The organism is Stutzerimonas chloritidismutans AW-1, from assembly GCF_000495915.1.
In the GTDB taxonomy this organism is placed as follows: Bacteria; Pseudomonadota; Gammaproteobacteria; order Pseudomonadales; family Pseudomonadaceae; genus Stutzerimonas; species Stutzerimonas chloritidismutans.
This window is the reverse complement of record NZ_AOFQ01000029.1, coordinates 63,177-87,189: the sequence shown is the minus strand read 5'-3', so window position 1 is coordinate 87,189 and position 24,013 is coordinate 63,177. Positions and strand designations below refer to the sequence as shown.

Genomic DNA, 24,013 nt, shown 5'->3' with positions numbered 1-24,013 from the left:
TCACACCTGGTAGACCGGGACGCGGTTGCACCAGCGGTCCTTGTACTCTCGGTCCGCACGACCGAAGGAATAACGCAGCGGTTTGCCCAACGCCCGTGCCTCGGCCCAGGCCGTCTGGGTGTTGACGAAGCTGAGGACGCTGCCAGGGCTGAAATCCCGCTGCTGCGGATCGACACCGCCGTTGATGTACTCGATCGACACCCACTTCGGTGCCTCGACCCGGTAAAGCACCTGGACGGCGATGGGCTGCTCATCGAGCAGGACCACAGAGCCGGTCATGAACTCGCGCAGTAGTGCAAAGACCTCTTGCAGATGGCCCTTGCCGGGCGCCTCGAAACCCCAGCGGCGCTGGAACAGATCGGCATACATCGCAGCCTGCTCGGTCGGCGAGAAATCCAGCATCGGTCGCAGCACACCGCCGGCCTCTTCCAGCAAGCGCTGCTCGCGACGCTGGTTGTAGCGAAACTTCTTCGAATACTCCTCCGGCTCGCGCGCCAGCGCCAAGCCCTCCGGCTGCTCGCGCAACGTGCTGATCGCAGTAGCATTCAGCTCGGACACGTAGCGCATACGCTGGCGTACCGGCACCGCTGCCAGCTCGGCAACCGGCAGAACGATCTCCGCGTTGCCCATATCGAACAGGCCGCGCTTGCCAGTCTTTTTCAGCACATCCTTGGAAAGCGCCAGATGTCGCCCCCAGCAGGGAACCGCCGCAATCAGCTCACTTTGTTTTTCCCAGCCCAGATAGCGCACTGGAATACCAGCGAGCCCAGCCAGCCGCTCGATGACCTCAGGGTGAGTCGCAACGCTGCCACCGTAGCGCTGCCAGACCTCGGAATACGTCGATGCGTCGATAACGCGCCAGCCACGCTCGCGCCAGCTCTGCAGGAACTGAAACATCAGGATCCCTGCTCTTCGGGCACTTCGTCCTTGAACTGAGTGGCGTGGAGCCTGGCGTAGGCGCCGTTCGCGGCCAGCAGCTCGGCGTGGGTACCGCGCTCGACGATGCGGCCCTGCTCCATCACCAGAATCTGGTCGGCCTTCTCGATGGTGCTCAAGCGGTGCGCGATGACAAGCGTGGTGCGGCCCTGCATGACATGATCCAGCGCGCCCTGGATGTGCCGCTCGGACTCGGTATCCAGCGCCGAAGTGGCTTCGTCCAGAATCAGCACCGGCGAGTTCTTCAACAACGCACGAGCGATCGCCAGGCGTTGACGCTGACCGCCGGATAGCAGCACGCCGTTTTCGCCGACCATGGTTTGATAACCCTCCGGCATCTGCTCGATGAACTCATCGGCGTACGCATCGCGGGCCGCGCGGCGTATGTCGTCCAGCGGCGCGCCAGCCAGATCGCCGTAGGCGATGTTGTTGGCCACGGTATCGTTGAACAGGGTCACCTGCTGCGTCACCAGGGCGATGTGACGACGCAGGTTGCGCAACGTGTAGGATTCGACATCCGCACCGTCGAGCAGTATCTGACCTGCCTCATGGTGATAGAAGCGTGGGATCAGATTCGCCAGCGTGGATTTGCCGCTGCCTGAACGTCCGACCAGCGCCACCATCTGCCCCGGCTCAATGGTGAAACTAATGTCGTGCAGCACGCGCTTGTCTGTACCCGGATAGACAAAGTCGAGGTTGCGCACCTCAAGATGGCCGCTGACGGCTTCGCGCTCAAGCGTGCCCCGATCGACTTCTGGCTCCTCGTCGAGCTGCTCGAAGATACTTTCCGCCCCGGCCACGCCCTTCTGGATGGTCGAGCTGACTTCCGAGAGCTGACGTATCGGCTTGGGCAGCAACCCCGCCAGCGTGATGTAGGCGACCAGATCGCCAGCAGACGCGTCACCGCGGAGCAACAACACAAGGAACATCAGCACTGCCATGGCGCTGTAAATGACCAGTTGCAGACTCGGTGTGTAAACGGCATTCGTCTTGACCATACGCAACTGCTTGGCGGTGTTCTCCGAGCTCGCAGCCAGGAAACGATCCCGCTCGTAAGGCTCGCCTCCGAAGCTACGGACCACGCGATAGCCCTGTATGGTTTCCGAAGCCACATGGGTCACGTCGCCCATCGCAAGCTGAATCTTCTTGCTCTGCTTGCGGAATTTCTTGCTGGCGCTCGACACCATGAAACCGATCACTGGCAGTATCGCCAGCATCACCAGAGTGAGCTTCCAGTTCATCCACAGCAGCGTGGCGAACAGGAAAATCACTGTCATGCCCTCGCGCACCACAACCTTGATCGCATCGGTCGCCGCGCCGGTGACCATGGTCACGTTGTATGTGATCCGCGAGATCAGATGCCCGGAGTTGTGGCTGTCAAAATAGCGATTGGGGAGTGTCAGCATGTTGTTGAACAGTGCCAGCCGCAGGTCATGCACCAGCCCTAGCGAAACCTTTGCAAGAAAAAAATTGCCGAGAAACGAACCGATGCCCTGCATAAGCGCGATGAAGATGATCAGCAGCGGGACGGCCTGCAATAGCTTGAGCTGAGCCAGCCATGGTACTTCGTTGAGATGCGGGACCTGAGCAAACAAACTGGCGTCTGGGTTGTTCAAACCATCAACAAAGAATTTCAGCATGTAGCCGAGCATCGGCTGGGTCGACGCAAAAATCAGAAAACCAAGAAGACTGATCGCAAACAGCCCTAAATAGGGAAAGACGTAGTGCAGCAATCGCAGATACACCGTCACACTGGATTGCTGGGTAGAATTGGCCATTCGGCAAGCCCCATACGACTGGCTAGAGGAACAAGATGAGGATTGTAACAGCGCAGGAGCTGGAAAACTGGCTGGCGGAAGGCAAGGTGCTGGAAAAGGATGCGCGCGGGCCCAAAGTTCTGGAGCTAGTAAACGGGAGTTTTCTAAAGATCTTCTATACTCGCCGACGCCCCTTTCTGGCGCGCCTGTTTCCCTATGCAGAACGGTTCGCTAGGAACCTTGCCATACTGCGTGGCGCTGGCTTCCATGTCCCTGAAGTCATCGACACCTTTTGGATTGACAAGAGCGCAGGCCTGAGCGGCTGCCTATACCAGCCCTTGCCAGGTTCCTCAATAGAATCCATTTTTCGCGCCGATCCTAATCTGATCAAACAACACTTGCCTGCGCTAGCTAACTTTATAAAAAGCTTGCACCAAAAAGGCATCTACTTTCGATCGTTGCATATTGGCAACATTATCCTGCTTCCGAATGGCTCGCTTGGCCTGATTGACGTTCTCGACCTGCAGAAGAAGCGCAGCCCGCTTGGCCCAAACTTAATCAGACGAAATTTCGATCACTTACACAACCACCTAAAACGAAAGAAGCTTGAGAAGTTCCCTATACAGGAACTTCTCAAGCTCTACGGAGACACTCTGTAGCACGGGGGGAAAAGCGAAGCGATTAACTACCCGACAACGGCACGTCACTAAAACCGAAACGCTCTAGTACGCGCTTATTAACATAGGTCCCAGGCTTTGGAATATCCTTATTCACCAAGGTCATCGCGCCGACCACCACATTATCGGAAATCGAGATAACATCGCCAATTACACATGAATTGACACAAAGACTGACATTATCACCTATGTGTATCGATTTTTCTCCCGTTCCGCCTTTTATGCCGACGGTACAACCCTGCCAAACCTTGAAATTCTTCCCGATTCGGGCATAAGCACTAATCACGATGCCCGACGGGTGCGCAATCCATAACCCCTCGCCGACCGTCGCGCCCAGCATGATTTCGACGTTGTACTTACGGCTTATTCGCTCGTTGAGCATTTTGGCTCGCCGCTTCCAGAAACGACCGCCTTCAGCGTGAAGTACGTAGGCAAGACGAAACCAGAACAAGTAAGCATAGCGATTGCTTCTCTTATATTTCTGCCTGAGTCTGCGCCATGAAAATTCTTTTTGACTCGCGCCTAGAATCTCCAGGCACCAGTACCGCTTCATACTGTTGAACATCGACATCATCGGACTTCTGGCCGCTCGCCCCCCGAGTGTTCATGCAGGAGGATTGCGGCCGGCAACCAAAAAACAATCCAGAACACACCCGGACGCAGAAAAATCACATAGTAGTTTGCAACGGACACGAAAATGACAAACACCATAAGCGCCAATCCCAGAGGCGCGAAGCTTTGCCCAGAACGATAACGCCACCCACCTAGCAAAAGAATGGCGATCAACGCCAGCAGGAGCAGCAGGCCGGGAATCCCATACTCGTAGAAGAACTGCAGATAGAGGCTGTGCGCTTGGTTGAAACAGCGCCCGGCTCCTTCAATACAGATATTCGGTTCTGCTCCCGCGCCGGCCCCCCACCACCAGAATGAACCGATCTTTGACCACCATTGCCAGAAGATTTCGTCTCGATAACTGGCGTCTATTCCGCCGGCCGTTTCGAGAAGAAATATCCCGGCAATGGCTAGCGGGAGAATGCCGCATAACAGCAAGCGAAACTGCCGAGCAGTGAGCGAAACTGCCAGACAAGCCATAACCGCAGCCAACAGGCCAACCCATACCCCTCGCGAATAAGTGAAATAGCAGTACGTAGAGGCTCCAAGGAACGCCAGCAGGGGCAATACTCTGAGCCAACCTTTTTCGCGTAAAGACATGCAAAGCGCCATGACTGCTGCCACGCCAAAGTACAAGGCGGACACGATAGGGTTCTTAAAATCTGCCATTGTGTGGCCAGCCCAAGAATCTAGCCTGAACTCTCTGAAACCGAAGCCTCGGTTATCGATGAAGAGCGCTTGAAACAAGCTGAGCCATGCAAATAGTCCCGCAGTACCAACCACCGCCAGAAGCAGGACTCGCCAGATGTTCCTGCTTTGCATCACAAGACCAATGGCCACAACGTAGAGACCTACATATAGAAGCAGCCGCAGCCATCTCCAAGGTGTGCCAACGCTCCCCTCGTTAAACACAGCAACGAAAGCAACCCACCCGCACAGGGCCAACAACATGCCAAACGCAGTCTTATTGAACGACGGCCATGATTGCCTGAAAAGGAGCGCGACGAGTGCGGGGGCGAACAGAGTTAGGTTGGTGATGGTGGCGTAACGACTGCCGTCTGGAATAAAGCAAATCCCTGCGAGCTGCAGATATAGTCCAATCGCGAGCAACACCCGCAGGGAGGTAGGGAGCGACCAAGGTAGAATCATGCTGCCAAAGCCTCAATTTTCGTCGCTACCGCCGCGCAGTGCTCCGCTACGGCATCCTGCCAACGGCCCGGCACGCAGTATTCATCTCGAAGATAACTTATGAATGCCTGTCGCAGGTCTTCGCTTAGGCCCCAGGCCGGCAGCTTTTCCAGTAAAGCGAGAGCCTCTGTCGCATTTCGCGCGCTGGCCGCAATGCCTTCGATCGCATAGAAAGCTTCCCCCAGAACCAGCACGGGCTTCGCCAAGAGAATGCTCTCAAGGCCCACTGTCGAATTTATCGTAACGACACAGTCAGCCTTCTCGATCAATTCCTGCGTCGAGTTGCCGTTCGCGAAAATGACCCTGTCTGAGGCGCGCCTGGCTAGATCCGGATACTTTACCCGGCTCGATGGATGCTCTTTCAGAACCACGACTCTCCCGCTGCGCTGCGCGACCAGTTCGGCAAAGGAGAAAAGCTCGCGCATGCCGCTTATCCAGGGCGAATACAGCCGAATCTGGGTATCCCAATCATCTTGAAAGGGAATGAATATATAGCTGCTAGGTAGCTCAACGGACTGGCTTTGACGCTTCGCTTCTCGTGGAACCAGCGCGACCGAGCCAGCACCACGTAGCCGGCCAGGGTATCGCTCTGCATAGTTCCTATAGAAAGCGGCATCCCTCGGCACGGAGTTGCGATAATTCACGCCCTGAGGGTCAAGGGTTGTAGTACCTGGAAGCAGTCCGTTCTCGAAATGCAATCGCAGCACGCCAGCTTCACACATGCTTGTGAGCAATGCGCAATAACGGTGGCTACCGTTCCACACCGCTACCGCGCCCGGCCTCTCTTCTCGCAGCAACCGGCCGAAACGAAGAGCCATCACCAACATCTCCAACCTCAGCAGAAGTCGATATAAGGCGCCGTGATAACGACCTTTCGTCGCCCGCTCGGTGCACTTCTCTTGCACCAACCGACTCCACTCCACCCGACGTAGCGCCTGTTGTAATCCGCAGACGGATGGAAGAGGCAATGTCGCAGGCGTGACGACAGTGCCAGTCAACTCTGAATTTTCAAGTAGGCCACTGAAGTAGTTGATTTGATGCTTAGCCAATCCGAGAAATACGACTTTCATAAGTATGCTTATTAATATTTTTGGGGCGGAGCAGACAGTTGAATACCAACAGGCTCCGCGGCGTTCGCTACCACCCGCACGCTGCCGATAAGGGTGCTAAGCGGCTTGTCTGCGTGACAGATGTGGTAGTTCAGAAACTCCAACAAGCGCTCTTTTATTTTTCCCGGTTCAGACAGAGCTGTTTCGATACAGGGCGCCAACTGCGCCTCAGCGACGACTCTTGGCAGCCCGAATCGCGCGACCGAAAAATAGTCCTCGCCCTGCCCAAGAAGCACGAAAGGAACTCCGGCACGGGCAACATCCAAGACAGCATTGGTATAACCACACAGCACTAGATCGAAGTGCCCGGCACATTGCTCGAGCGTCTCATCTGCAGACAAGAGAGCGATTCGCTCGGAACCCGCTGCATAGTCCAGCCAAGGATAGCCTTGTCCACGGGGGTGGAGTTTCACTGAGATCCTTGCATCCTGATGCTGTTCGAGCCAAGTCACTACCCACCTGCAATATTGTTGATAGGTTTCGGTATGCTCGTAACCCGGGCCAGAACCGAGAAACAACAAACGTGGCGTCCTTCTGTTATTACTCTCGTGCCAAACGGCTCTCTTTTCGTCTGTCAGAAAATATGGCCCCGCATACACGGCGCGGCACTCACCAAAAGCCTCCCCAAGCGAAGAAAGGTAGTCGTAAGAACTTCTGCCAAACATCAGATAGTAGTCGTAATCGAAATAGTCATAGCGACTGGACTGCCCAGACGGCACGGAATGCGCCAGATGCATTACTCGCATGCCCTCGGTGCGTAGCGCCTTGATGAAACTTGGAATTATCCAGCCGTTTCGCTCGGCCAACACCACCTTGGCCCGATAACGTCGCAGCAAGAACGCCGCATGCGCAGCATGCCAATACAGCAGGAACGGGACGGGCTTGGCAGGTCTGACGAACTGCCGAGCGCGAATCAGTACGCCATCCGACTCTTCGACAAATTCCTCGACGTGGAGACCGTTAGCCCGCAACGCCTGTAGCAAAGCGCCTTTTCGGCCTTGTTCGTATGATTTACGCGAAGGATGAATCAGCAAAACGTCGCATGACGTTGCTGGGATACGCCGACCTATGGACAAAAAGAAAGCCAACAGCCCCCTACCTGCCAACCGACAGCGCAGTCGCCAGGACGCCAATCGCCCCTTCCCGCGGCGCAATGGTGCGCTGACTACGAAGTCACGCAGCTGGCGCAACGCCACGTTCATGGGAGGTCCCACGCTCAGTGTCTTCCGCTCAACCAAAGCCGCAACGCTTTGCGGGTATAGGACATCTTGAAAATTACCCGCCAATCATTGCTGATCGCTTGCCGATACATTCCACGCGCCTCGGCAAACCGCCCTGCGCTCAAAAGCCCACGAAACAGCGAAAGGCAACGCTGAGCCTTGAATGCTCTGCGTAACGACGACATGGCAGCAGGCACCCGCCCCTTGTTGAATATCTCCTCGACGACGGCAAGCCCAACAGCACAATCCTGCTCGATGTCGTGCCTCATGCTGTCATCGTGCTTGTAGATCAGCGCCATGGGCGCGGCAAGCACCGTGCACTCAAAGTTTGCGAGTGCTTGACTGAAGACCGGAATGTCCTCGGCATTTCTAAAGCTTTCGGGGTAGTTTCCGAGCCGAAAAACGTCGCGATGAATGGCGGACGCCCCGTTGGCAAGGCCGATGGTCTTGTCCAATAGATATCCACGCAACCGTTCCAGCCGTTCATCAGGAAGCGCCGCTGGCAGATGTTCACGGCGCTTGCCATCGGGCCAGACAGCCCAATGGCCGCCGATTACCATGCGTGTTTGCGGATGTTGCGCGAGGTGCTCACTCAACAACCTCAGGGCATCCGGCGCCAACTCGTCATCGGCATCGAGAAACACCAGATACGTCCCTGTGGCCTCTACTATGCCGCGATTACGGACCGAGGAAAGCCCGCCGTTGGGCTTGCGGATAGCACGGAAAAGTCCAGCATGTTTGACTTGCAGATCGGCAAGTACCGCAGGTGTCTCGTCGGTCGAGCCGTCATCGATTACCAACAGCTCGCTACGCTCAGTTAACTGAGCGATTACGGACTCGACCGCGCGAGGCAAAGTCTTCGCATAGTTGTAGGCTGGAATGACGATACTGATCAGCAAATCAGATGTGCTCATACCAACCCTTGCCTTCCTTGACCACGAGGATGTCCTCCATGATCAGGTATTGCAGATCCGAGCCGTAGAACATATTCAGCGCATCGGTTGGCGAGCAGATCATCGGCTCGCCGCGGCGGTTCAGCGAGGTGTTCAACGACACGCCGTTGCCGGTCAGCTTTTCCAGCTCCAGCATCAGGTCGTACCAGCGCGGATTATGCCGACGCTCAAGAACCTGGGCGCGCGAAGTGCCGTCTTCGTGGACCACTTCGCCGACCCGCTCCTTCCAGCCTTCATTCACTTCGAAGGTGAAGGTCATGAACGGGCTAGGATGGTCGACCTTCAGCATCTGCGGAGCAACGGTATCGAGCATGGACGGGCAGAAGGGTCTCCAGCGCTCGCGGAACTTGATCTGCTCGTTGATGCGATCGGCCACGCCGGGCACGCTCGGACAGCCAATGATCGAGCGGCCGCCAAGGGCACGCGGGCCGAACTCCATGCGCCCCTGAAACCAAGCCACGGGGTTGCCATCGACCATAATCCTGGCGATGCGCTCGGGCGTGTTGGCGATCTGCTTGAACACCGGCTTGTTTGGATGCTTGGCACAGGCAGCGATGACGTCTTCGTTGGAATAAGACGGGCCGAGATAGACGTGCTCCATCTTCTCCACCGGCACGCCGCGCTGCACCGAGACATAGGCCGCAGCACCAACCGCGGTACCAGCGTCACCGGAGGCCGGCTGAACGAACAGCTCCTTGACGTCGTCACGGGCGATGATCTTCTGGTTGAGCTTCACGTTCAGCGCGCAACCGCCGGCGAAGGCAATCTTGCCAGTCTCGCGGATGATGTCGCCCAGGTAGTAGTCCATCATCTGCAGGGCAAGCTTTTCGAACAGCGCCTGCATGGCGGCCGCGTAATGGATGTAGGGGTCGTCGGCGATGTCACCTTCCCGCTTGGGGCCCAGCCATTCGATCAGCTTCGGCGAGAAGTAGTAGCCCTTGCCCTTCTCCTTGTAGCGACGAAAGCCGATGACGTTGGCGTAATCGGTGTTGATGGTCAGCTCGCCGTTCTCAAACGTCGCCAGGCGGGAAAAATCATACTTGGCGGCGTCGCCGTAGGGCGCCATGCCCATCACCTTGAATTCGCCATCGAGCATCTCGAAACCGAGGTACTCGGTGATCGCTCCGTACAGTCCGCCTAAGGAATCCGGGTCGTAGAACTCTTTGATCTTGTGAATCTTGCCGTTCTCGCCCCAGCCGAAGAACGTGGTGGCGTACTCACCCTTACCGTCGATGCCGAGAATGGCGGTCTTCTCGGTGAATCCCGAGCAATGGTAGGCGCTGGAGGCGTGGGCCAGATGATGCTCAACCGGCTGCAGCTTGACCTTCTTCAAGTCGAAGCCGAGCTGCTGGAGGCACCACTCAATGCGCTTCTTGTACCGGTAGTAGCGGCGGTTGCCCATGAGAATGGCATCCAGCGCACGATCCGGCGCGTACCAGTAGCGCTTGGCATAGTGCCAGCGGGCCTTCTCGAAGATGCTGATGGGTGCGAACGGAATCGCCACTACGTCGACGTCCGCCGGTTTGATGCCGGCCTGCTCAAGGCAGAATTTGGCGGATTCGTACGGCATGCGGTTCTTGGCATGCTTGTCACGCACAAAGCGCTCTTCTTCAACGGCGGCAATCAGCTTCCCGTCAATGTAAAGGGCGGCGGAAGGATCATGACTGAGGGCGCCGGAAAGGCCGAGAATCGTCAATGCCACGGGTATTGCCTCTTAATCTTCGATGCTGGTGCCGGGCACCGCGGGTAAACGTTGGTCAAGCAGCCGGTACAGGGCGCTGTCGGTCGGCCAGTTGCGCAGGAACCGCGCGCGGTCCTTGGCATATGCCCGGGCAAAGCTGGCATCGCTGCCATGTTGTTGCACGGCATCCAGGTCGATCAGCGACCAGCGGTCATCCTCCCAGAACAGGTTGTGCCCCTTGAGATCGCCGTGACTGATGCGCTCGCGAATCAGTGCTGCGAACAGCCGGTCCAGGGCGACCAGCTCTTCCTCTGGAGGACAGCCACCCAGGTACGGCTGAAAACGCGCAATTATATCTTCTCCGCGCAGCAATTCGGTAATCAGCCACGCCGGCCCACGCATCCACAGCCAGCGGCGCTCGATGACGGCTAGCAAACGTGGAGTAGCGATCCCGAGAAAGTCGAGGCGATTGCCTTCAACCCAACTATGCCAGGCGCGACTAGGGCGCCAGAAGCGCTTGAGCCAATGCAGCGGATTCTTGATGTTGTACCGTTTGATCAGCAGTGGCCGGTCGTCCAGCTCGCATTGCGCAACGGTGGCTGCGCCACCGGTCTTGTACAGCCGCCCCCGGGAAACGAAAGCGTCCGGATCAGCCAGTACCGGCTGCAAGGCAGGCGCCTCGTCACGCCGAACCGCTTGCGCGCCGAACGGGCCAATGTGCGCGCTGAAGAGGCTGCAATTGCGCGCCACCTTTTTCAGGTAGTCGTTCAGGCGCCAGGCGCGCGTCCTGCGGATTTCCTTCAGCAGCGCTTCCAGCGGCAACGCATGCTCGCTGTTGGCGAGCAGATAGTGCACCAGCAGTTCTTCTATGAACGGCTCGATCTCTGCCGGTAGCTGGGCGAAGAAAACGCCGAGGTTCTCCAGCACCCGCTCGCGCGACAACGGCTGCCCGGGCGTCTCTGCCTTTACGCCGCCGCCGTCGACCACATAGAGCTGCCCGGCGGCTCTCAGCAGGTTGTCCAAATGCAGATCCGCCTGCCAAAGGCCTTGCGCATGCATCCTGGCGATCAGTTCAAGCGCCTCGCCGAGCACGTCGCGCTGGGCATCCGACAGGCCAGGTTCCGCCTCAACGGAGCACCAGACTTCCCACAGGCTTTCGCAGGAATCGAGCCAGTCGAACAGCAGCCAGCCGCCCTCGCCCTCCCGCCAATCCTGAGCAACCAGGGCAGGTGTTGGCAGCTGCTGATCCGCGAGCAGCTGTGCGCCAGCCACCTCGCGCCGATGGTGACGCTGCGCCTTGCCACCCACCATAAGCTTGGCCAGTACCTGGCGACCGTTCCAAAGCGCGCGGCCGACATAGCGCTGCCCGGGCAGGATGCGCAGCCAAAGATCGACATGCAGACTCGCCCCATCCGGTAACTCGACTTGCAACGGGCAGGCAGGCTCTCGCCCGGCTCCGGCCAGCTCGACCAACCTCATTAACGGGCCTCCTTGGCTTCGCGCCGCTGATGCAGCTGCCGCAGCCATGGCTCGACCAGGCGAGAGTCGTCCAGATAGGCCTCCAGCAAATGCCGCACGCCTTGCTTACCGATAACGCTTGCACGCCGCACGAGCGGTTCCAGATCCTTGACCCGGTCGCGCCGCCCCAACAATAGAGGGCGGGTTTTCTCCAGATCGATCAGGCAGGCCTGCCAACAACCGCCCTGCTCACGCAGGAAGATGTGCTTGGGATAGAAGCAGCTATGCATCTGTCCGGCCTGATGCAACGTACGCGCCAATCCGCCGACTGCAACGAGGATCGCTTGGTGATTTGATTCGCCAAGCTCCGGCCATCGCTTCAGCAATTCGTCCAAATCCATCCATCCATCCAGCGCACGCGTCAGCAGAACAGCGCGCCGTTCGCCGCCGACCTTGCGCTGCCCGAAGAAGCTGGCCTGCAGCGCCGGCACGCCAAGCCGCGCATAACGACGGATATTGCGAAACTCCCGGGCGAAGGTTGGCTCGCCAAAGGGGTGCGCCAGTGTGCGAGTCAGATGATCGCTCTGCCGCTTGAGGTAGAACGCCGAGTCATCGAGCTCGAGCCGGAAGACACTGCTCCAGCCACCGCGCTCGACATTGGGCTCATCCACAGCAGTCAGCTGCACCGACCAGAGTGCATCAAAACCCGCCAGACCATGTCTCTCGAGCGCCGCCCGATCAGCCTGCGCAATGAAGTCCTTCATTCCCGCCCCTGGAAATAATTCAGAATCTGCCGAATGCGCGACTTGTCCTTGTCTACCAGCCGCTTGCGCTGGCAGTACTGCAGATAGAACCGCAGGCGCTGGGTTCGGCTGAGCTGGTACTTGGCGACCTTGTCCAGACAGGCCAGGTCCTTGACGATACGCCGCTGCAGGAACGGTCCCCGCCAGAACGCACCGGTCGGACAGTCGATCAGATAAAGACGACGCTGCGGATCGACCAGCAGATTGCGCCATTTGAGATCGTTGTGAGCAAAGCCCCGGTCGTGCATCGCCCGAGTAGAGCGAGCAAGCTGCAGGCTGACCTCTTGCACCCAGCGCGGATCGCGGAGGCGAGCATCATGTGTAGTGGCGAGCATGGCCAGATCATCGGTCTGCTCCAGCTCGCGGGTGATCAATGCGCCGCGTAAACACGCACCACCACGACGCTCCAGACCGTAAGCCACGATTGGAGCAGTGGGGATGCCCCAACGTCGAAACAGCATAAGATTCTGCCATTCCGCCTTGACCCGCGGCCGGCCGACAAATCGACGCAAACCCTTGCCTGCCCCGGAGTAACGCTTTACGTAATAGCGAACACCGTTGCGCTCGATACGAATGACCTCCGACAGCAGGTCCTGGGTCAGCCGCTCGCCTGTCAACGCGAATACGCTCGCGAGGGTGCCGAAATCCGCACTCAGATCGGCATAGGCCGGGTCCAGTGTCCAGCCGGCCATTACAGCGCATCCCCATAGCGCAGCTTGCGCGCCTGCAGCCTTTCGGCCTTGCGCTGCAACCATGCCAGCAGCGAAGACTCGTCACGCAGAATCTCCCGCAGCGGACGCTGAAAGTAATCGCGCAGGAAGCGCAGCTTGTCACCACGGGTCAAGCCGATCTCGAGCGCCGAGAAGTACAACCCGGCCAGATCCTTATCGCGCCAGCGCCGAGGCGTCCGGGAGCGGGTCTGCGCGCGGTGCAGGTCGATCAGCGACAGGCGGAAATCACTTGCTGTCACCGGTTTGTCGGTATGCAGCAGAAAGTGGCAGATGTAGAAATCGCGATGATTGACGCCGGCGCGATGCATGGTGCCAGCCATGCGGGCGACTTCGGCGATAAGGGCGTGCTTGAGCGCCGGTGCGGGTAGCTGTTCCAGCCAGTTGGCCGTGAAATCCTCGAGGCTGACGGTCGGGGCCAGTTCTTCGGTGATGATGAACGAATGCTGGCTCGCCGGATTGGCTCCGCGCTCGCCGTAAGCCACCGCGGTCATGGTCGGCACACCCACTTCGTGCAACCGCTGGATTGCTCGCCATTCCTGGCCAGCACCGAGAACGGGCGCCTTGGCGGTAAGCAGGTTCTTGGCGATCTCGCCCCAACCGATACCGCGATGAATCTTGACGAAGTAACCCTGGCCTTCGACTTCGGTACGCAGCGTGCGTCGCCCCTCCAGCTCGCGGTACACCTGCCCGTCGAGACGCTCGACTTCGACGAACGGGTCCTCGCCGTGCCAGAGGCTTTTGAACGGCTCCAATAGCATCAGGCGCATGGAGCCTCCGCCAATCGGCAGGGCGCTGACCGAGCTGTAGCGCTCATGCGCTTGCCCCGAGAATCACGTCTGCCGCCTTCTGCGGCATCGAATAAAGGTCCGCCGTGCCGGCGAACGTCAGAGCATTGCGACTCCAGACCGCGCGTTGCTGATCATCGGCCAGCATCTGCGCCAGCATCTGGTCGAGCACCTGCTGCTCGAAGGGGCTGGGCACCACGCGACCGCAGTCGGCGTCGGTAATGTAGTGCGCATAGCCACATACATCGGTGACCAGCACCGGCAGCCCGGCGACCAGCGCTTCCAGCAGTACGGTACCGGTGTTCTCATTGTAGGCTGGGTGGATCAGCAGATCGGCGCCCAGCAGGAACCGCGGGATATCGCTGCGCCCCTTGAGGAATTCGACCATGCCGGAAACGCCCAGCGTCTTGGCCTGCAGCTTGAACGGCTTGGGATCGTCCTGGCCGATTACCAGCAGGCGGGTGCGCTGACTCAGTTCGCGCGGCAATGCGGCAAGCGCCTTGAGGCTGCGGTCCAGACCCTTGGTCTTGAAACCGGAACCGATCTGCACCAGCAGCAGCTCCTCGGGCCGCACCTCGAATTCCTCGCGAAACTCGGCACGGATCTGCGCGGCATTGGCCGGCGCGCGGCGATCCTGGGCGATGCCCGGCGGCAACAGGTGAAAGCGTTCGGCGGGCGTGCCGTAGTGTTTGACGAACAGCGGCTGCTGCACCTCGGAGATCATCAGGATTTCGGTCTTCGCCTCGGGCGCAAACACCGCGCGCTCGTACTCGGCGAAGTGCTTGTAGCGACCCCAGCGGCGGTAGATCGGATTGCGCAGGGTCTGCGCCTTGTCCTCGAAGCAGGGGTCGGCGGCGTAATACACGTCGAGTCCCGGCATCTTGTTGAAGCCGATCACCCGGTCCACCGGCCGCCGCGCCAGATCGGCCTCGACCCAGGCGGTGAAGCGCTCGTTGCGGGTGTGGTTGAACAGCGCCTTGACCGGCGCGATCAGCACCTCGAAGCCTTCGGGCACGTCACCTTCCCAGATCATCGCGTAGACGCGGATCGCGTGGCCGCGACGCTGGCATTCGAGGGCAATGCGCATGAAATCGCGCTGTAGACCACCAAAAGGGAAGTACTTGTAGAGAATGAAGGCCAGTTGCATCAGACGGACTCCGGGGCCCGCAGCAGGGCTTTCAGTTCGGTGACGACGCGCTCAGGGCGCAGATCGTCGAAACAAGGCTTGTGGCGATCACCGCGACCGGCGTTCGGTCCGCTGGCGCACAGGTGCACCTGCGAGCGCCCATAGGCGCCGACCCGCCCGGGCAGGGTCGGACCATAAAGCGAAATGCTCGGCACATCCAGCGCCGCGGCCAGATGACCGAGGCCGGTATCCACTGCGACGCAAGCCCGCGCACCAGCGATGACCCGTGCAACACCGGCCAGATTGAGCTTCGGCAGCACCGCGGCGTTGGCCACACCGCTGACGATGCGTTCGGCCCGCGCCTTCTCTTCGGCATTGCCCCATGGCAGGCGAATCGCCCAGCCGAAATCGCTCATGCGTTCGGCCAGTTCGCGCCAGTAGGTTTCCGGCCAGTGCTTGCTCGGCCAAGTGGTGCCGTGCAGAAACAGCAGATACGGCTGATCGCTGGGCGCGGCCATCTGCTCACGATTTAGGCCGTAGTCGGCAACATCCTGCCGCAGCGGGTAACCGAGCGCCTGAGCGAACAGCTGACGCACCCGCTCCAGCGCATGCTGCTCACGCGGCACGGCATAGCACCGATCATAGAAGCGTGTCGCCAGCGGCTCGCGGGCCGAATCGTGGTCCAACCCGGCGACCGGCGCCTTGACGTAGCGGGTCAGCCAGGCGCTCTTGAGCAAGCCCTGGGCATCGATCACCAGGTCATAACGACTTTCGCGCAGGCGCGCCTTGAAGCGTCGCCACTCGCCGCTGCGCAGGGTATTGATCGGATGTTTGCGCCAGCGACGAATCGCCACCGGAATCACCTGCGCCACCGCTGGATGCCAGGCCGGGATCTCGGCGAAGCCCTCCTCCACGACCCAGTCGAACTGGATGCCAGGCAGCGCCCGCTGCGCATCGGTCAGCGCCGGCAGGGTATGCACGACATCGCCCAACGACGAGGTCTTGACCAGCAGGACCTTCAATCAGCGCACCTCAACTGACTGCGGGGCCAGGCGATCCAGCGCCTCGATCACCGCGCGCGGCTTCAGCTCGCGCATGCAGTTGTTGTGGCCGAAGCGGCAGGTGCGTTCAAAACAGGGGCTGCAGTCGAGACCCAGCCGGACCACCTCGACCTGCTCGGAAAGCGGCGGGGTGAAGGCCGGTGACGTCGAGCCATAGACTGCAGCCAGAGGCCGGCCCAGCGCGGCTGACACGTGCATCAGGCCGGAGTCGTTGGACACCACTGCGTCAGCGCAGGAGAGCAGATCGATAGCCTCGGCCAGGCTGGTCTCGCCGGCCAGGTTCACCGCCTCTTCGCGCAACCCAGGAATCAATCGCGCGAGGATTTCCTCGCCCACCGAGTGGTCGTTTTTCGAGCCGAACAGCCAGACCTGCCAGCCCTCACGAATCTTCAGCTCGGCGACCTTGGCGAAGTGCTCGGCCGGCCAGCGCTTGGACTCGCCAAATTCGGCACCTGGACAGAGCGCCAGTACCGGACGATCCAGGCTCAGGCCGAAACGTGCCAGTGCCACATCGCGAGTCACGGGGTCGATACGCAGCGAAGGGTTCGGATACGGTCTGGGCAACTCGGCGCCCGGCTCGAACGCCAGCGCCATGAAGCGTTCGATCATCAGCGGATAGCGTTGTTTGTCGAGCTTGCGCATGTCGTTGAGCAGGCCGAAGCGCATTTCGCCGCGCCAGCCGGTGCGCTTGGGAATACCGGCGAAGAACGGCACCAGCGCCGACTTCAACGAATTGGGCAAGAGGATCGCCTGCTCGTACTGACCACGCAGGCTCTGCGCAACTTTGCGCCGGGTCGCCATGTCGAGCACGCCGTGCCCGACCGGAAAGCTAAGCGCCTGGCGCACCTCGGGCATGCGCTCGAGAATCGGCCGGCTCCACTCGGGTGCCAGCACATCGATCTGGCAGTCGGGATGGCGCTGTTTCAGGCAGACGAACAACGTCTGCGCCATCACCATGTCGCCAACCCAGCTGGGTCCCACAATCAGAATATTCATAAGGGCAGCTTCAAGCCACGAGCCTCAAGCTGCAAGCGGCAAACCATCGGCCGCGTGCAGCTTGGCGCCTGCGCTTACTTGACCAGTGTCCGCCATTCGGCATGAGCAGCGGTCTTGCCGGAGACCAGATCGAAGTAGGCCTTCTGCAACTTTTCGGTCACTGGGCCACGACGACCGATGCCGATGGCGCGGCCATCGACTTCGCGAATCGGCGTCACCTCTGCGGCAGTTCCGGTGAAGAAGGCTTCATCGGCGATATAGACCTCGTCGCGGGTGATGCGCTTCTCGACCACCTTCAGGCCGTGCTCGGCGGCCAGGGTCAGCACGGTGCCACGAGTGATGCCATTCAGGCAGGCGGTCACTTCCGGGGTGTAGATCACGCCATCCTTGATGATGAAGATGTTCTCGCCCGAACCTTCGGCCACGTAGCCTTCAGGATCCAGCATCAAAGCTTCGTCAGCGCCACCGGAAATGGCTTCCTGCAGGGCCAGCATCGAGTTGATGTAGGCACCGTTGGACTTGGCGCGGGTCATGGTGATGTTGACGTGGTGACGGGTGAAGGAGCTGGTGCGCACCTTGATGCCCAGTTCCAGCGCCTCGTCGCCCATGTAGGCGCCCCAGTGCCAGGCGGCGACGATCACGTGCACTTTCAGGCCGCTGGCGCGCAGGCCCATGCCTTCGCTTCCGTAGAACACCATCGGGCGGATGTAGGCGCTTTCCAGGTTGTTCTCGCGCACTGCGGCGCGGGTCGCTTCGTTGATCTCTTCCTTCGAGTATGGCATCGGCATGTTCATGATGTGTGCCGAATCGAACAGGCGGTCGGTGTGCGCCTGCAGGCGGAAGATCGCCGTGCCGTCCGGGGTGTTGTAGGCGCGTACGCCTTCGAATACGCCCATGCCGTAGTGCAGGGTATGGGTCAGCACATGGGTGGTCGCATCACGCCACTGCACCAGTTCGCCGTCATACCAGATGACGCCATCACGATCGGCCATCGACATCGTTGCCAGCTCCTCAGAATTCGAATTTGCCAGTAGCCCGACGAGGGGCTCAGCTTAGGCCCAACTCACGCCAGATACGCATGACAGCGCGGCGCTCGTCGTGGAATTGATCCCCACTCACCACTCCGGGCTGCTTCTGCAGTGATTGCCGGTGCGCTGCGGCGCGGTAGGCCTTGTAGGCATCCTGCAGCAGCCGAACCTCATCGCCGGTCATCAACCCGGCCTGCTCCAACCCATCGAGAATGCGGATGTTATCGGTATAGCGCAGCAGTTCGGGATGCTGGTGCGACCACGCCAAAGCCGCGTATTGCACCATAAATTCGATATCCACGATACCACCGGCGTCCTGCTTGAGATTGAACTCGGCCGCGCCGTCGAAGGCTTGCTCGGCAGTCCCCGCATGTGTCGCGCGGGTCCCGAGGTTCTCGCGCATCTTCGCGCGCATGTCGCTGACTTCGCGACGCAGCGCATCCAGATCACGCTCACGACCGAGCACACCGGCGCGCACCCGTTCGAAGTCGGCGGTCAGCTGCGGACAGCCAACCAGTACCCGCGCACGCACCAGCGCCTGGTGCTCCCAGGTCCAGGCTTCCTGACCCTGGTAGCGCTCGAAGGCGCCGAGGGAGCTGACTAGCAGCCCGGAAGCGCCGGACGGACGCAGGCGCATGTCCACCTCGTACAGCTGGCCGGAGGTGGTCTGGGTGGTCAGCAGATGAATGATGCGCTGACCGAGACGGGTAAAGAACTGCGCGGTGTCGATGGGCTTGGCGCCATTGGTCTCGGCGGCAGGGTCGCCGTCATGGATGAACACCAGGTCCAGGTCAGAACCGTGACCGAGCTCGATCCCGCCGACCTTGCCGTAACCGACGATGACGAAGGCCGGATCGCACAGCGTGCCGTCGCTGCGCCGCGGCTGACCATGACGCGCGACAGTGTGGCGCCAGGCCAGGGTCAGCACTTCCTGCAGAATGGCCTCCGCCAGCCAGGTCAGGTAGTCACTGACCTTCATCAACGGCAGCGTCCCTGCGATCTCCGAGGCTGCGACGCGCAGGCGATGCGCCAGCTTGAAATGACGCAGCGCCTCCATCTGCTGCTCAAGGTCATCCTCGGGAATACGCATCAGCCGCTCACGCAACTCGGCAGCCAGCTCCGGCGCCAGCGGCGGGCTATACAAACGACCGGCGTTGAGCAATTCGTCGAGCAGCAACGGGAACCGCGCGATCTGCTCGGCGACCCACGGGCTGGCCGCGCAGAGTTCGAGCAAGCGCTGCAGCGCGCTGGGATTTTCGGTCAGCAATACGAGATAGGCCGAACGCCGGGCCACCGCCTCGACCAATGGCAGCACGCGCTCGAGCACCAGATCAGGGTCGTCCTGCTCGACAGCCTGCGCCAGCAGACGAGGAATGAAGGCGTCCAGTCGCTCACGGCCGAGACGCTGCATGGTCCTGACCTGACTGGCATTGCGCAGCGCGGCGAGGCGCTGACAGGCAACCTGACCATCACGGAACCCGGCTTCGGAAAGCTGTCGACAGGCAAACTCCTCGTCCCAGTCCTGCTCCCACAGCGGCAGCCACTCGCCGCCGACCAGCGCCTCGCCTTCGGCATTCTCGTCCTCGTCCGGGTCGGCGATAACCTGGTGAAAATGCCAGTCGATACGCCCACGCCAGTGCAACAGCTGCTCGTGGAAGGCCTGCCAGCTGTCGAAACCGAGCATGAAGGCGACCCGCGCGCAGTCGACTTCAGTCTCCGGCAGCATCTGCGTCTGGCGATCGGCGATGGCCTGCAGCGCATGCTCGGTATAGCGCAGAAACTCATAGCCTTCGCGCAGCTCCGTCACCGCTGCACCCGGCAGATAGCCCTGACCTTCCAGGGTAGCCAGCACCTTGAGCAACGGCCGCTGTTGCAGGCTGAGATCGCGCCCGCCGTGAATCAGCTGAAACGCCTGGGCGATGAACTCCACCTCGCGGATGCCACCGGCACCCAGCTTGATATTCGAAGCCATGCCCTTGCGCCGCACTTCCTGCTGGATCAGCTGCTTCATGGTGCGCAGCGCTTCGATGGCGGAGAAATCAAGGTAGCGCCGATAGACGAACGGCCGCAGCATTTCCAGCAGCTCCTTGCCGGCCTGCTGGTCGCCACCGATGACACGCGCCTTGATCATCGCGTAGCGCTCCCAGTCACGCCCCTGGTCCTGGTAGTACTGTTCCAGCGCGTTGAAGCTGTAGACCAGCGGACCAGACGAACCGTACGGGCGTAGGCGCATATCGACGCGGAAGACGAAGCCATCGACGGTGATGGCGTCCAGCGACTTGATCAGCCGCTGACCGAGCCGGACGAAGAACTCCTGATTGTCCAGCGAGCGCTTGGCGCCCACGGTTTCGCCCCCCTCGGGGTACCCGAAGATCAGGTCGATGTCCGAGGACAGATTCAGCTCATGGGCGCCCAGCTTGCCCATGCCAAGGATGACCATGTGTTGCGGGTTGCCGCTGCGACGCCCGGTGGGTATGCCGAACTGCTCGCAATGACGCACATACAGCCAGTGATAGGCCAGATCGACCGACGCGTCGGCGAGATCGGAGAGGTCGCGACAGGTTTCGGCAAGCTCGGCCTGACGGGTCAGGTCGCGCCAGATGATCCGCACCTGCTGGCGCGTCCGGAAGCGGCGCAGGGTCAGCGCCAAGGCATCCTCGCTGTCGCACGCGGCGACCTGCTCGCTCAGTGCGTCACGCATCTCGACCGGCGCGAGCGATCTGTCCAACCAGCCCAGCTCGGCCAGCTGCAGCAGCATCTGCGGATCTCGACTAACCTGTTCGCTGACGAAGTCGCTCGCCGCACAGACCCGGCCAAACGCCTCGCGCTGCTCCACCAGCCAGGCGCGGCAACGTGCCGCAATGGCATCCGACAGGCTGCCGGCAGCAGCGAGGAACGACTCTTCGGCACGACTGACAAAAGGCAGAAGCGAGGGCGGCAATGCAACCAGCGATGGCAGACTCATTGAGGTTTCCTTCACAGCAACACAGTGAAACCGCGCGATTCAGAGCCTCGCAGATGCCTTTCTCAGGAAAATGCCAGCGCCGCTGATCTGTAGTTTTACTACTAAAGAGTATTTCAGGGGGCTGATCCCGACGTCATTTTGTAGTAAAACTACAGACGCCCGGTCCTACCCCCGGCACTCGTCCAAGAACATTACACGCACCGGCCCACAAAGCCGGTCGCGAACAGGCAACCGATTCTGGAAGCCTTTCCGCCATGGAGCAAGCCATGCAAGATCTCGATCCCGTCGAAACCCAGGAATGGCTGGACGCCCTCGAGTCCGTCCTCGACCGCGAGGGTGAAGACCGCGCTCACTACCTGATGACCCGGATGGGTGAACTGGCCACACGTAGCGGCACCCCCCTGCCCTACGGCATCACCACGCCGTACCGCAACACCATCCCCGTTACCCGTGAAGCCAAGATGCCTGGCGACCTGTTCATGGAGCGCCGCATTCGCTCTCTGGTTCGCTGGAACGCACTGGCCATGGTGATGCGCGCCAACCTCAAGGATCCGGATCTGGGTGGGCACATCTCCACCTTCGCTTCCAGCGCGACCCTCTACGACATCGGTTTCAACTATTTCTTCCAGGCCCCAACGGAAGAGCACGGCGGCGACCTGATCTACTATCAGGGGCATGCCTCCCCTGGCATTTACGCCCGCGCCTTTCTCGAAGGCCGCCTGAGCGAAGACCAGATGCTCAACTTCCGCCAGGAAGTCGATGGCAAGGGCCTGTCGAGCTACCCGCACCCGCACCTGATGCCGGACTTCTGGCAGTTCCCGACCGTGTCCATGGGCCTCGGCCCGATCACCGCGATCTACCAGGCGCGCTTCATGAAGTACCTGGAAAACCGCGGCTTCATTCCGAAAGGCAAGCAGCGCGTCTGGTGCTTCATCGGTGACGGCGAGTGCGACGAGCCGGAAACCCTCGGCGCCATTTCCCTGGCCGGCCGTGAGAATCTCGACAACCTGGTGTTCGTCATCAACTGCAACCTGCAGCGTCTGGACGGCCCGGTACGCGGCAACAGCAAGATCATCCAGGAGCTGGAAGGCGTATTCAAAGGCGCCAACTGGAACGTCAACAAGGTCGTCTGGGGCCGCCTGTGGGACCCACTGTTCGCCGCCGACGAAGACGGCCGCATGCAGCGCCGCATGGACGAAGCCATCGACGGCGAATACCAGAACTACAAGGCCAAAGACGGCGCCTATGTGCGCAAGCATTTCTTCGGTGCTGACCCTGAGCTGCTCAAGCGTGTCGAGAGCATGTCCGACGAGGAAGTCTGGAAGCTCAACCGCGGCGGCCACGATCCGTACAAGGTCTATGCGGCCTACCACCAGGCGGTCAACCACAAGGGCCAGCCGACAGTCATCCTGGCCAAGACCATCAAGGGCTACGGCACCGGTGCCGGAGAGGCGAAGAACATCGCCCACAACACCAAGAAAGTCGATATCGACAGCCTGAAGAAATTCCGCGACCGCTTCGACATCCCGGTCAACGATTCGCAGCTCGAAGAACTGCCGTTCTACCGTCCGGCCGAAGACAGCGCTGAGATGCGCTACCTGCGCAGGTGCCGCGAGAAACTCGGTGGCTCGCTGCCGCAGCGCCGGCCGAAGAGTTTCAGCATCCCGACGCCGCCGCTGGACACCCTCAAAGCAGTGCTCGACGGTTCCGGTGATCGCGAGATCTCCACCACTATGGCCTTCGGCCGGATTCTCTCGCAGCTGGTGAAGGACAAGGATCTGGGCAAGCGCATCGTGCCGATCCTCGCCGACGAGGCGCGCACCTTCGGCATGGAAGGCATGTTCCGTCAGCTGGGTATTTATTCCCCGGTAGGGCAGCTGTACGAGCCGGTCGACCGCGACCAGGTGATGTATTACCGCGAAGAGAAGGATGGTCAAATCCTGCAGGAAGGCCTGAACGAAGCCGGCGCCTTCTCCTCGTTCATCGCGGCGGGTACCGCCTACAGCAACTACAACCAGCCGATGCTGCCGGTCTACATCTTCTATTCGATGTTCGGCTTCCAGCGCATCGGCGACCTGGCCTGGGCGGCCGGCGATGCCCAGACTCGCGGTTTCCTGCTAGGCGGCACCTCCGGGCGTACCACGCTGAACGGCGAAGGCCTGCAACACGAGGACGGCCATAGCCACATCCTCGCCAGCACCATCCCCAACTGCCGCAGCTATGACCCCACCTACGGCTATGAGCTGGCGGTAATCATGCATCACGGCATGCACGAGATGATGGAGCTGCAGAAGAGCGTCTACTACTACATCACCGTGATGAACGAGAACTACCAGCAGCCGGCCATGCCGCAGGGTGTCGAGGACGGCATCATCAAGGGCATGTACCTGCTCGAGGAAGCCAAGGGCGACTTCAAGCACCGCGTACAGCTGCTGGGTTCCGGCACCATCCTGCGTGAAGTGCGTGCTGCGGTGGATATCCTCGCCAAGATGGGCGTCGGCTCCGACGTCTGGAGCGTAACCAGCTTCAACGAGCTGCGTCGCGATGGCCTGGCGGTCGACCGCTGGAACCGTCTGCACCCGACCGAGGAGCCGCGCAAGAGCTATGTCGAGCAGTGTCTGGAAGGCCGCGAAGGCCCGGTAGTGGCCTCGACCGACTACATGAAGCTGTTCGCCGATCAGATCCGTCAGTGGGTTCCGTCGCGCGAATACCAGGTGCTCGGCACTGACGGCTTCGGCCGCAGCGACTCGCGCGCCAAGCTGCGTGACTTCTTCGAAGTCGACCGCCGCTGGGTTGCCGTCGCGGCACTGCAGGCACTCGCCGATCGCGGCGCCATCGAACGCACCGTGGTGGCCAATGCCATCACCGAGTTCGGTATCGACCCCGAGAAGCGCAATCCGCTGGATTGCTGATGCTGCGTGCGCACA

General features: G+C 60.5%; 19 protein-coding genes. 2 read left to right on the top strand and 17 right to left on the bottom strand.

Annotated elements, in window-relative coordinates; all coding sequences use genetic code 11:
• Together F753_RS34735 and msbA are read right to left on the bottom strand one after the other, a co-directional pair.
• On the bottom strand, positions 1 to 897 hold the full coding sequence (locus F753_RS34735; protein ID WP_023445098.1) for a GNAT family N-acetyltransferase: 897 nt from the start codon (positions 895 to 897) through the stop codon (positions 1 to 3).
• Positions 897 to 2,714 carry a lipid A export permease/ATP-binding protein MsbA gene (gene msbA, locus F753_RS34730; protein ID WP_031297587.1) on the bottom strand — a complete coding sequence of 606 codons (1,818 nt, stop codon included), beginning with the start codon at positions 2,712 to 2,714 and terminating at the stop codon, positions 897 to 899. Before msbA ends, F753_RS34735 begins: the two co-directional genes overlap by 1 nt.
• 35 nt (positions 2,715 to 2,749) lie before the next feature.
• On the opposite strand from msbA, the gene F753_RS34725 reads away from it, so the two are divergent.
• Positions 2,750 to 3,352, top strand: coding sequence for a phosphotransferase (locus F753_RS34725; RefSeq protein ID WP_014818892.1), 603 nt, complete (start codon positions 2,750 to 2,752; stop codon positions 3,350 to 3,352).
• A gap of 22 nt (positions 3,353 to 3,374) precedes the next feature.
• Here the strand turns inward: F753_RS34725 and F753_RS34720 are convergent, their stop codons facing one another.
• From F753_RS34720 to glnE, 15 genes are all read right to left on the bottom strand, one after another.
• The gene (locus tag F753_RS34720; RefSeq protein ID WP_031297622.1) at positions 3,375 to 3,941 is read right to left on the bottom strand and encodes a serine acetyltransferase; all 567 of its coding nucleotides are present in this window, start codon (positions 3,939 to 3,941) and stop codon (positions 3,375 to 3,377) included.
• Complete coding sequence (locus tag F753_RS34715; RefSeq protein WP_014818890.1) at positions 3,941 to 5,131, bottom strand: O-antigen ligase family protein; 1,191 nt, start codon at positions 5,129 to 5,131, stop codon at positions 3,941 to 3,943. The genes F753_RS34720 and F753_RS34715 overlap by 1 nt, the downstream gene beginning before the upstream one ends.
• Positions 5,128 to 6,240: a capsular polysaccharide export protein, LipB/KpsS family gene (locus tag F753_RS34710; RefSeq protein WP_031297584.1), complete on the bottom strand. Its 1,113-nt coding sequence runs from the start codon at positions 6,238 to 6,240 to the stop codon at positions 5,128 to 5,130. Before F753_RS34710 ends, F753_RS34715 begins: the two co-directional genes overlap by 4 nt.
• Positions 6,241 to 6,251: 11 nt before the next feature.
• On the bottom strand, positions 6,252 to 7,481 hold the full coding sequence (locus F753_RS34705) for a hypothetical protein (protein ID WP_245218641.1): 1,230 nt from the start codon (positions 7,479 to 7,481) through the stop codon (positions 6,252 to 6,254).
• Positions 7,482 to 7,495: 14 nt separating this feature from the next.
• The gene (locus F753_RS34700; protein WP_014818887.1) at positions 7,496 to 8,413 is read right to left on the bottom strand and encodes a glycosyltransferase family 2 protein; all 918 of its coding nucleotides are present in this window, start codon (positions 8,411 to 8,413) and stop codon (positions 7,496 to 7,498) included.
• Positions 8,400 to 10,154 (bottom strand): carbamoyltransferase family protein, encoded by a 1,755-nt coding sequence (locus tag F753_RS34695; RefSeq protein WP_014818886.1) that lies wholly within the window; start codon positions 10,152 to 10,154, stop codon positions 8,400 to 8,402. The genes F753_RS34700 and F753_RS34695 overlap by 14 nt, the downstream gene beginning before the upstream one ends.
• A 12-nt stretch (positions 10,155 to 10,166) precedes the next feature.
• Entirely contained in the window at positions 10,167 to 11,612 is a 1,446-nt protein-coding gene (locus tag F753_RS34690) for a BUD32 family EKC/KEOPS complex subunit (protein WP_014818885.1), read from the bottom strand.
• The gene (locus F753_RS34685) at positions 11,612 to 12,355 is read right to left on the bottom strand and encodes a lipopolysaccharide kinase InaA family protein (protein WP_014818884.1); all 744 of its coding nucleotides are present in this window, start codon (positions 12,353 to 12,355) and stop codon (positions 11,612 to 11,614) included. The genes F753_RS34690 and F753_RS34685 overlap by 1 nt, the downstream gene beginning before the upstream one ends.
• Positions 12,352 to 13,086 (bottom strand): lipopolysaccharide kinase InaA family protein, encoded by a 735-nt coding sequence (locus tag F753_RS34680; protein ID WP_023445094.1) that lies wholly within the window; start codon positions 13,084 to 13,086, stop codon positions 12,352 to 12,354. Before F753_RS34680 ends, F753_RS34685 begins: the two co-directional genes overlap by 4 nt.
• Positions 13,086 to 13,892, bottom strand: coding sequence for a lipopolysaccharide core heptose(I) kinase RfaP (rfaP, locus tag F753_RS34675; protein WP_023445093.1), 807 nt, complete (start codon positions 13,890 to 13,892; stop codon positions 13,086 to 13,088). Before rfaP ends, F753_RS34680 begins: the two co-directional genes overlap by 1 nt.
• A gap of 43 nt (positions 13,893 to 13,935) precedes the next feature.
• A complete protein-coding gene (locus tag F753_RS34670) occupies positions 13,936 to 15,057 on the bottom strand; it encodes a glycosyltransferase family 4 protein (RefSeq protein WP_023445092.1) in 1,122 nt (373 codons plus the stop codon).
• Positions 15,057 to 16,058: a lipopolysaccharide heptosyltransferase I gene (gene waaC, locus F753_RS34665; protein WP_023445091.1), complete on the bottom strand. Its 1,002-nt coding sequence runs from the start codon at positions 16,056 to 16,058 to the stop codon at positions 15,057 to 15,059. The genes F753_RS34670 and waaC overlap by 1 nt, the downstream gene beginning before the upstream one ends.
• Positions 16,059 to 17,093, bottom strand: a complete 1,035-nt coding sequence (gene waaF / locus F753_RS34660) for a lipopolysaccharide heptosyltransferase II (RefSeq protein WP_023445090.1) — start codon at positions 17,091 to 17,093, stop codon at positions 16,059 to 16,061.
• Between the two features lie 74 nt (positions 17,094 to 17,167).
• The gene (gene ilvE, locus F753_RS34655) at positions 17,168 to 18,091 is read right to left on the bottom strand and encodes a branched-chain-amino-acid transaminase (RefSeq protein ID WP_023445089.1); all 924 of its coding nucleotides are present in this window, start codon (positions 18,089 to 18,091) and stop codon (positions 17,168 to 17,170) included.
• Positions 18,092 to 18,140: 49 nt separating this feature from the next.
• Positions 18,141 to 21,086, bottom strand: a complete 2,946-nt coding sequence (gene glnE / locus F753_RS34650) for a bifunctional [glutamate--ammonia ligase]-adenylyl-L-tyrosine phosphorylase/[glutamate--ammonia-ligase] adenylyltransferase (RefSeq protein ID WP_023445088.1) — start codon at positions 21,084 to 21,086, stop codon at positions 18,141 to 18,143.
• 266 nt (positions 21,087 to 21,352) lie between these two features.
• Here glnE and aceE point away from each other — a divergent pair, with 266 nt between their 5' ends.
• Positions 21,353 to 23,998: a pyruvate dehydrogenase (acetyl-transferring), homodimeric type gene (gene aceE, locus F753_RS34645; protein ID WP_031297582.1), complete on the top strand. Its 2,646-nt coding sequence runs from the start codon at positions 21,353 to 21,355 to the stop codon at positions 23,996 to 23,998.
• The last annotated feature ends 15 nt before the right edge of the window (positions 23,999 to 24,013 follow it).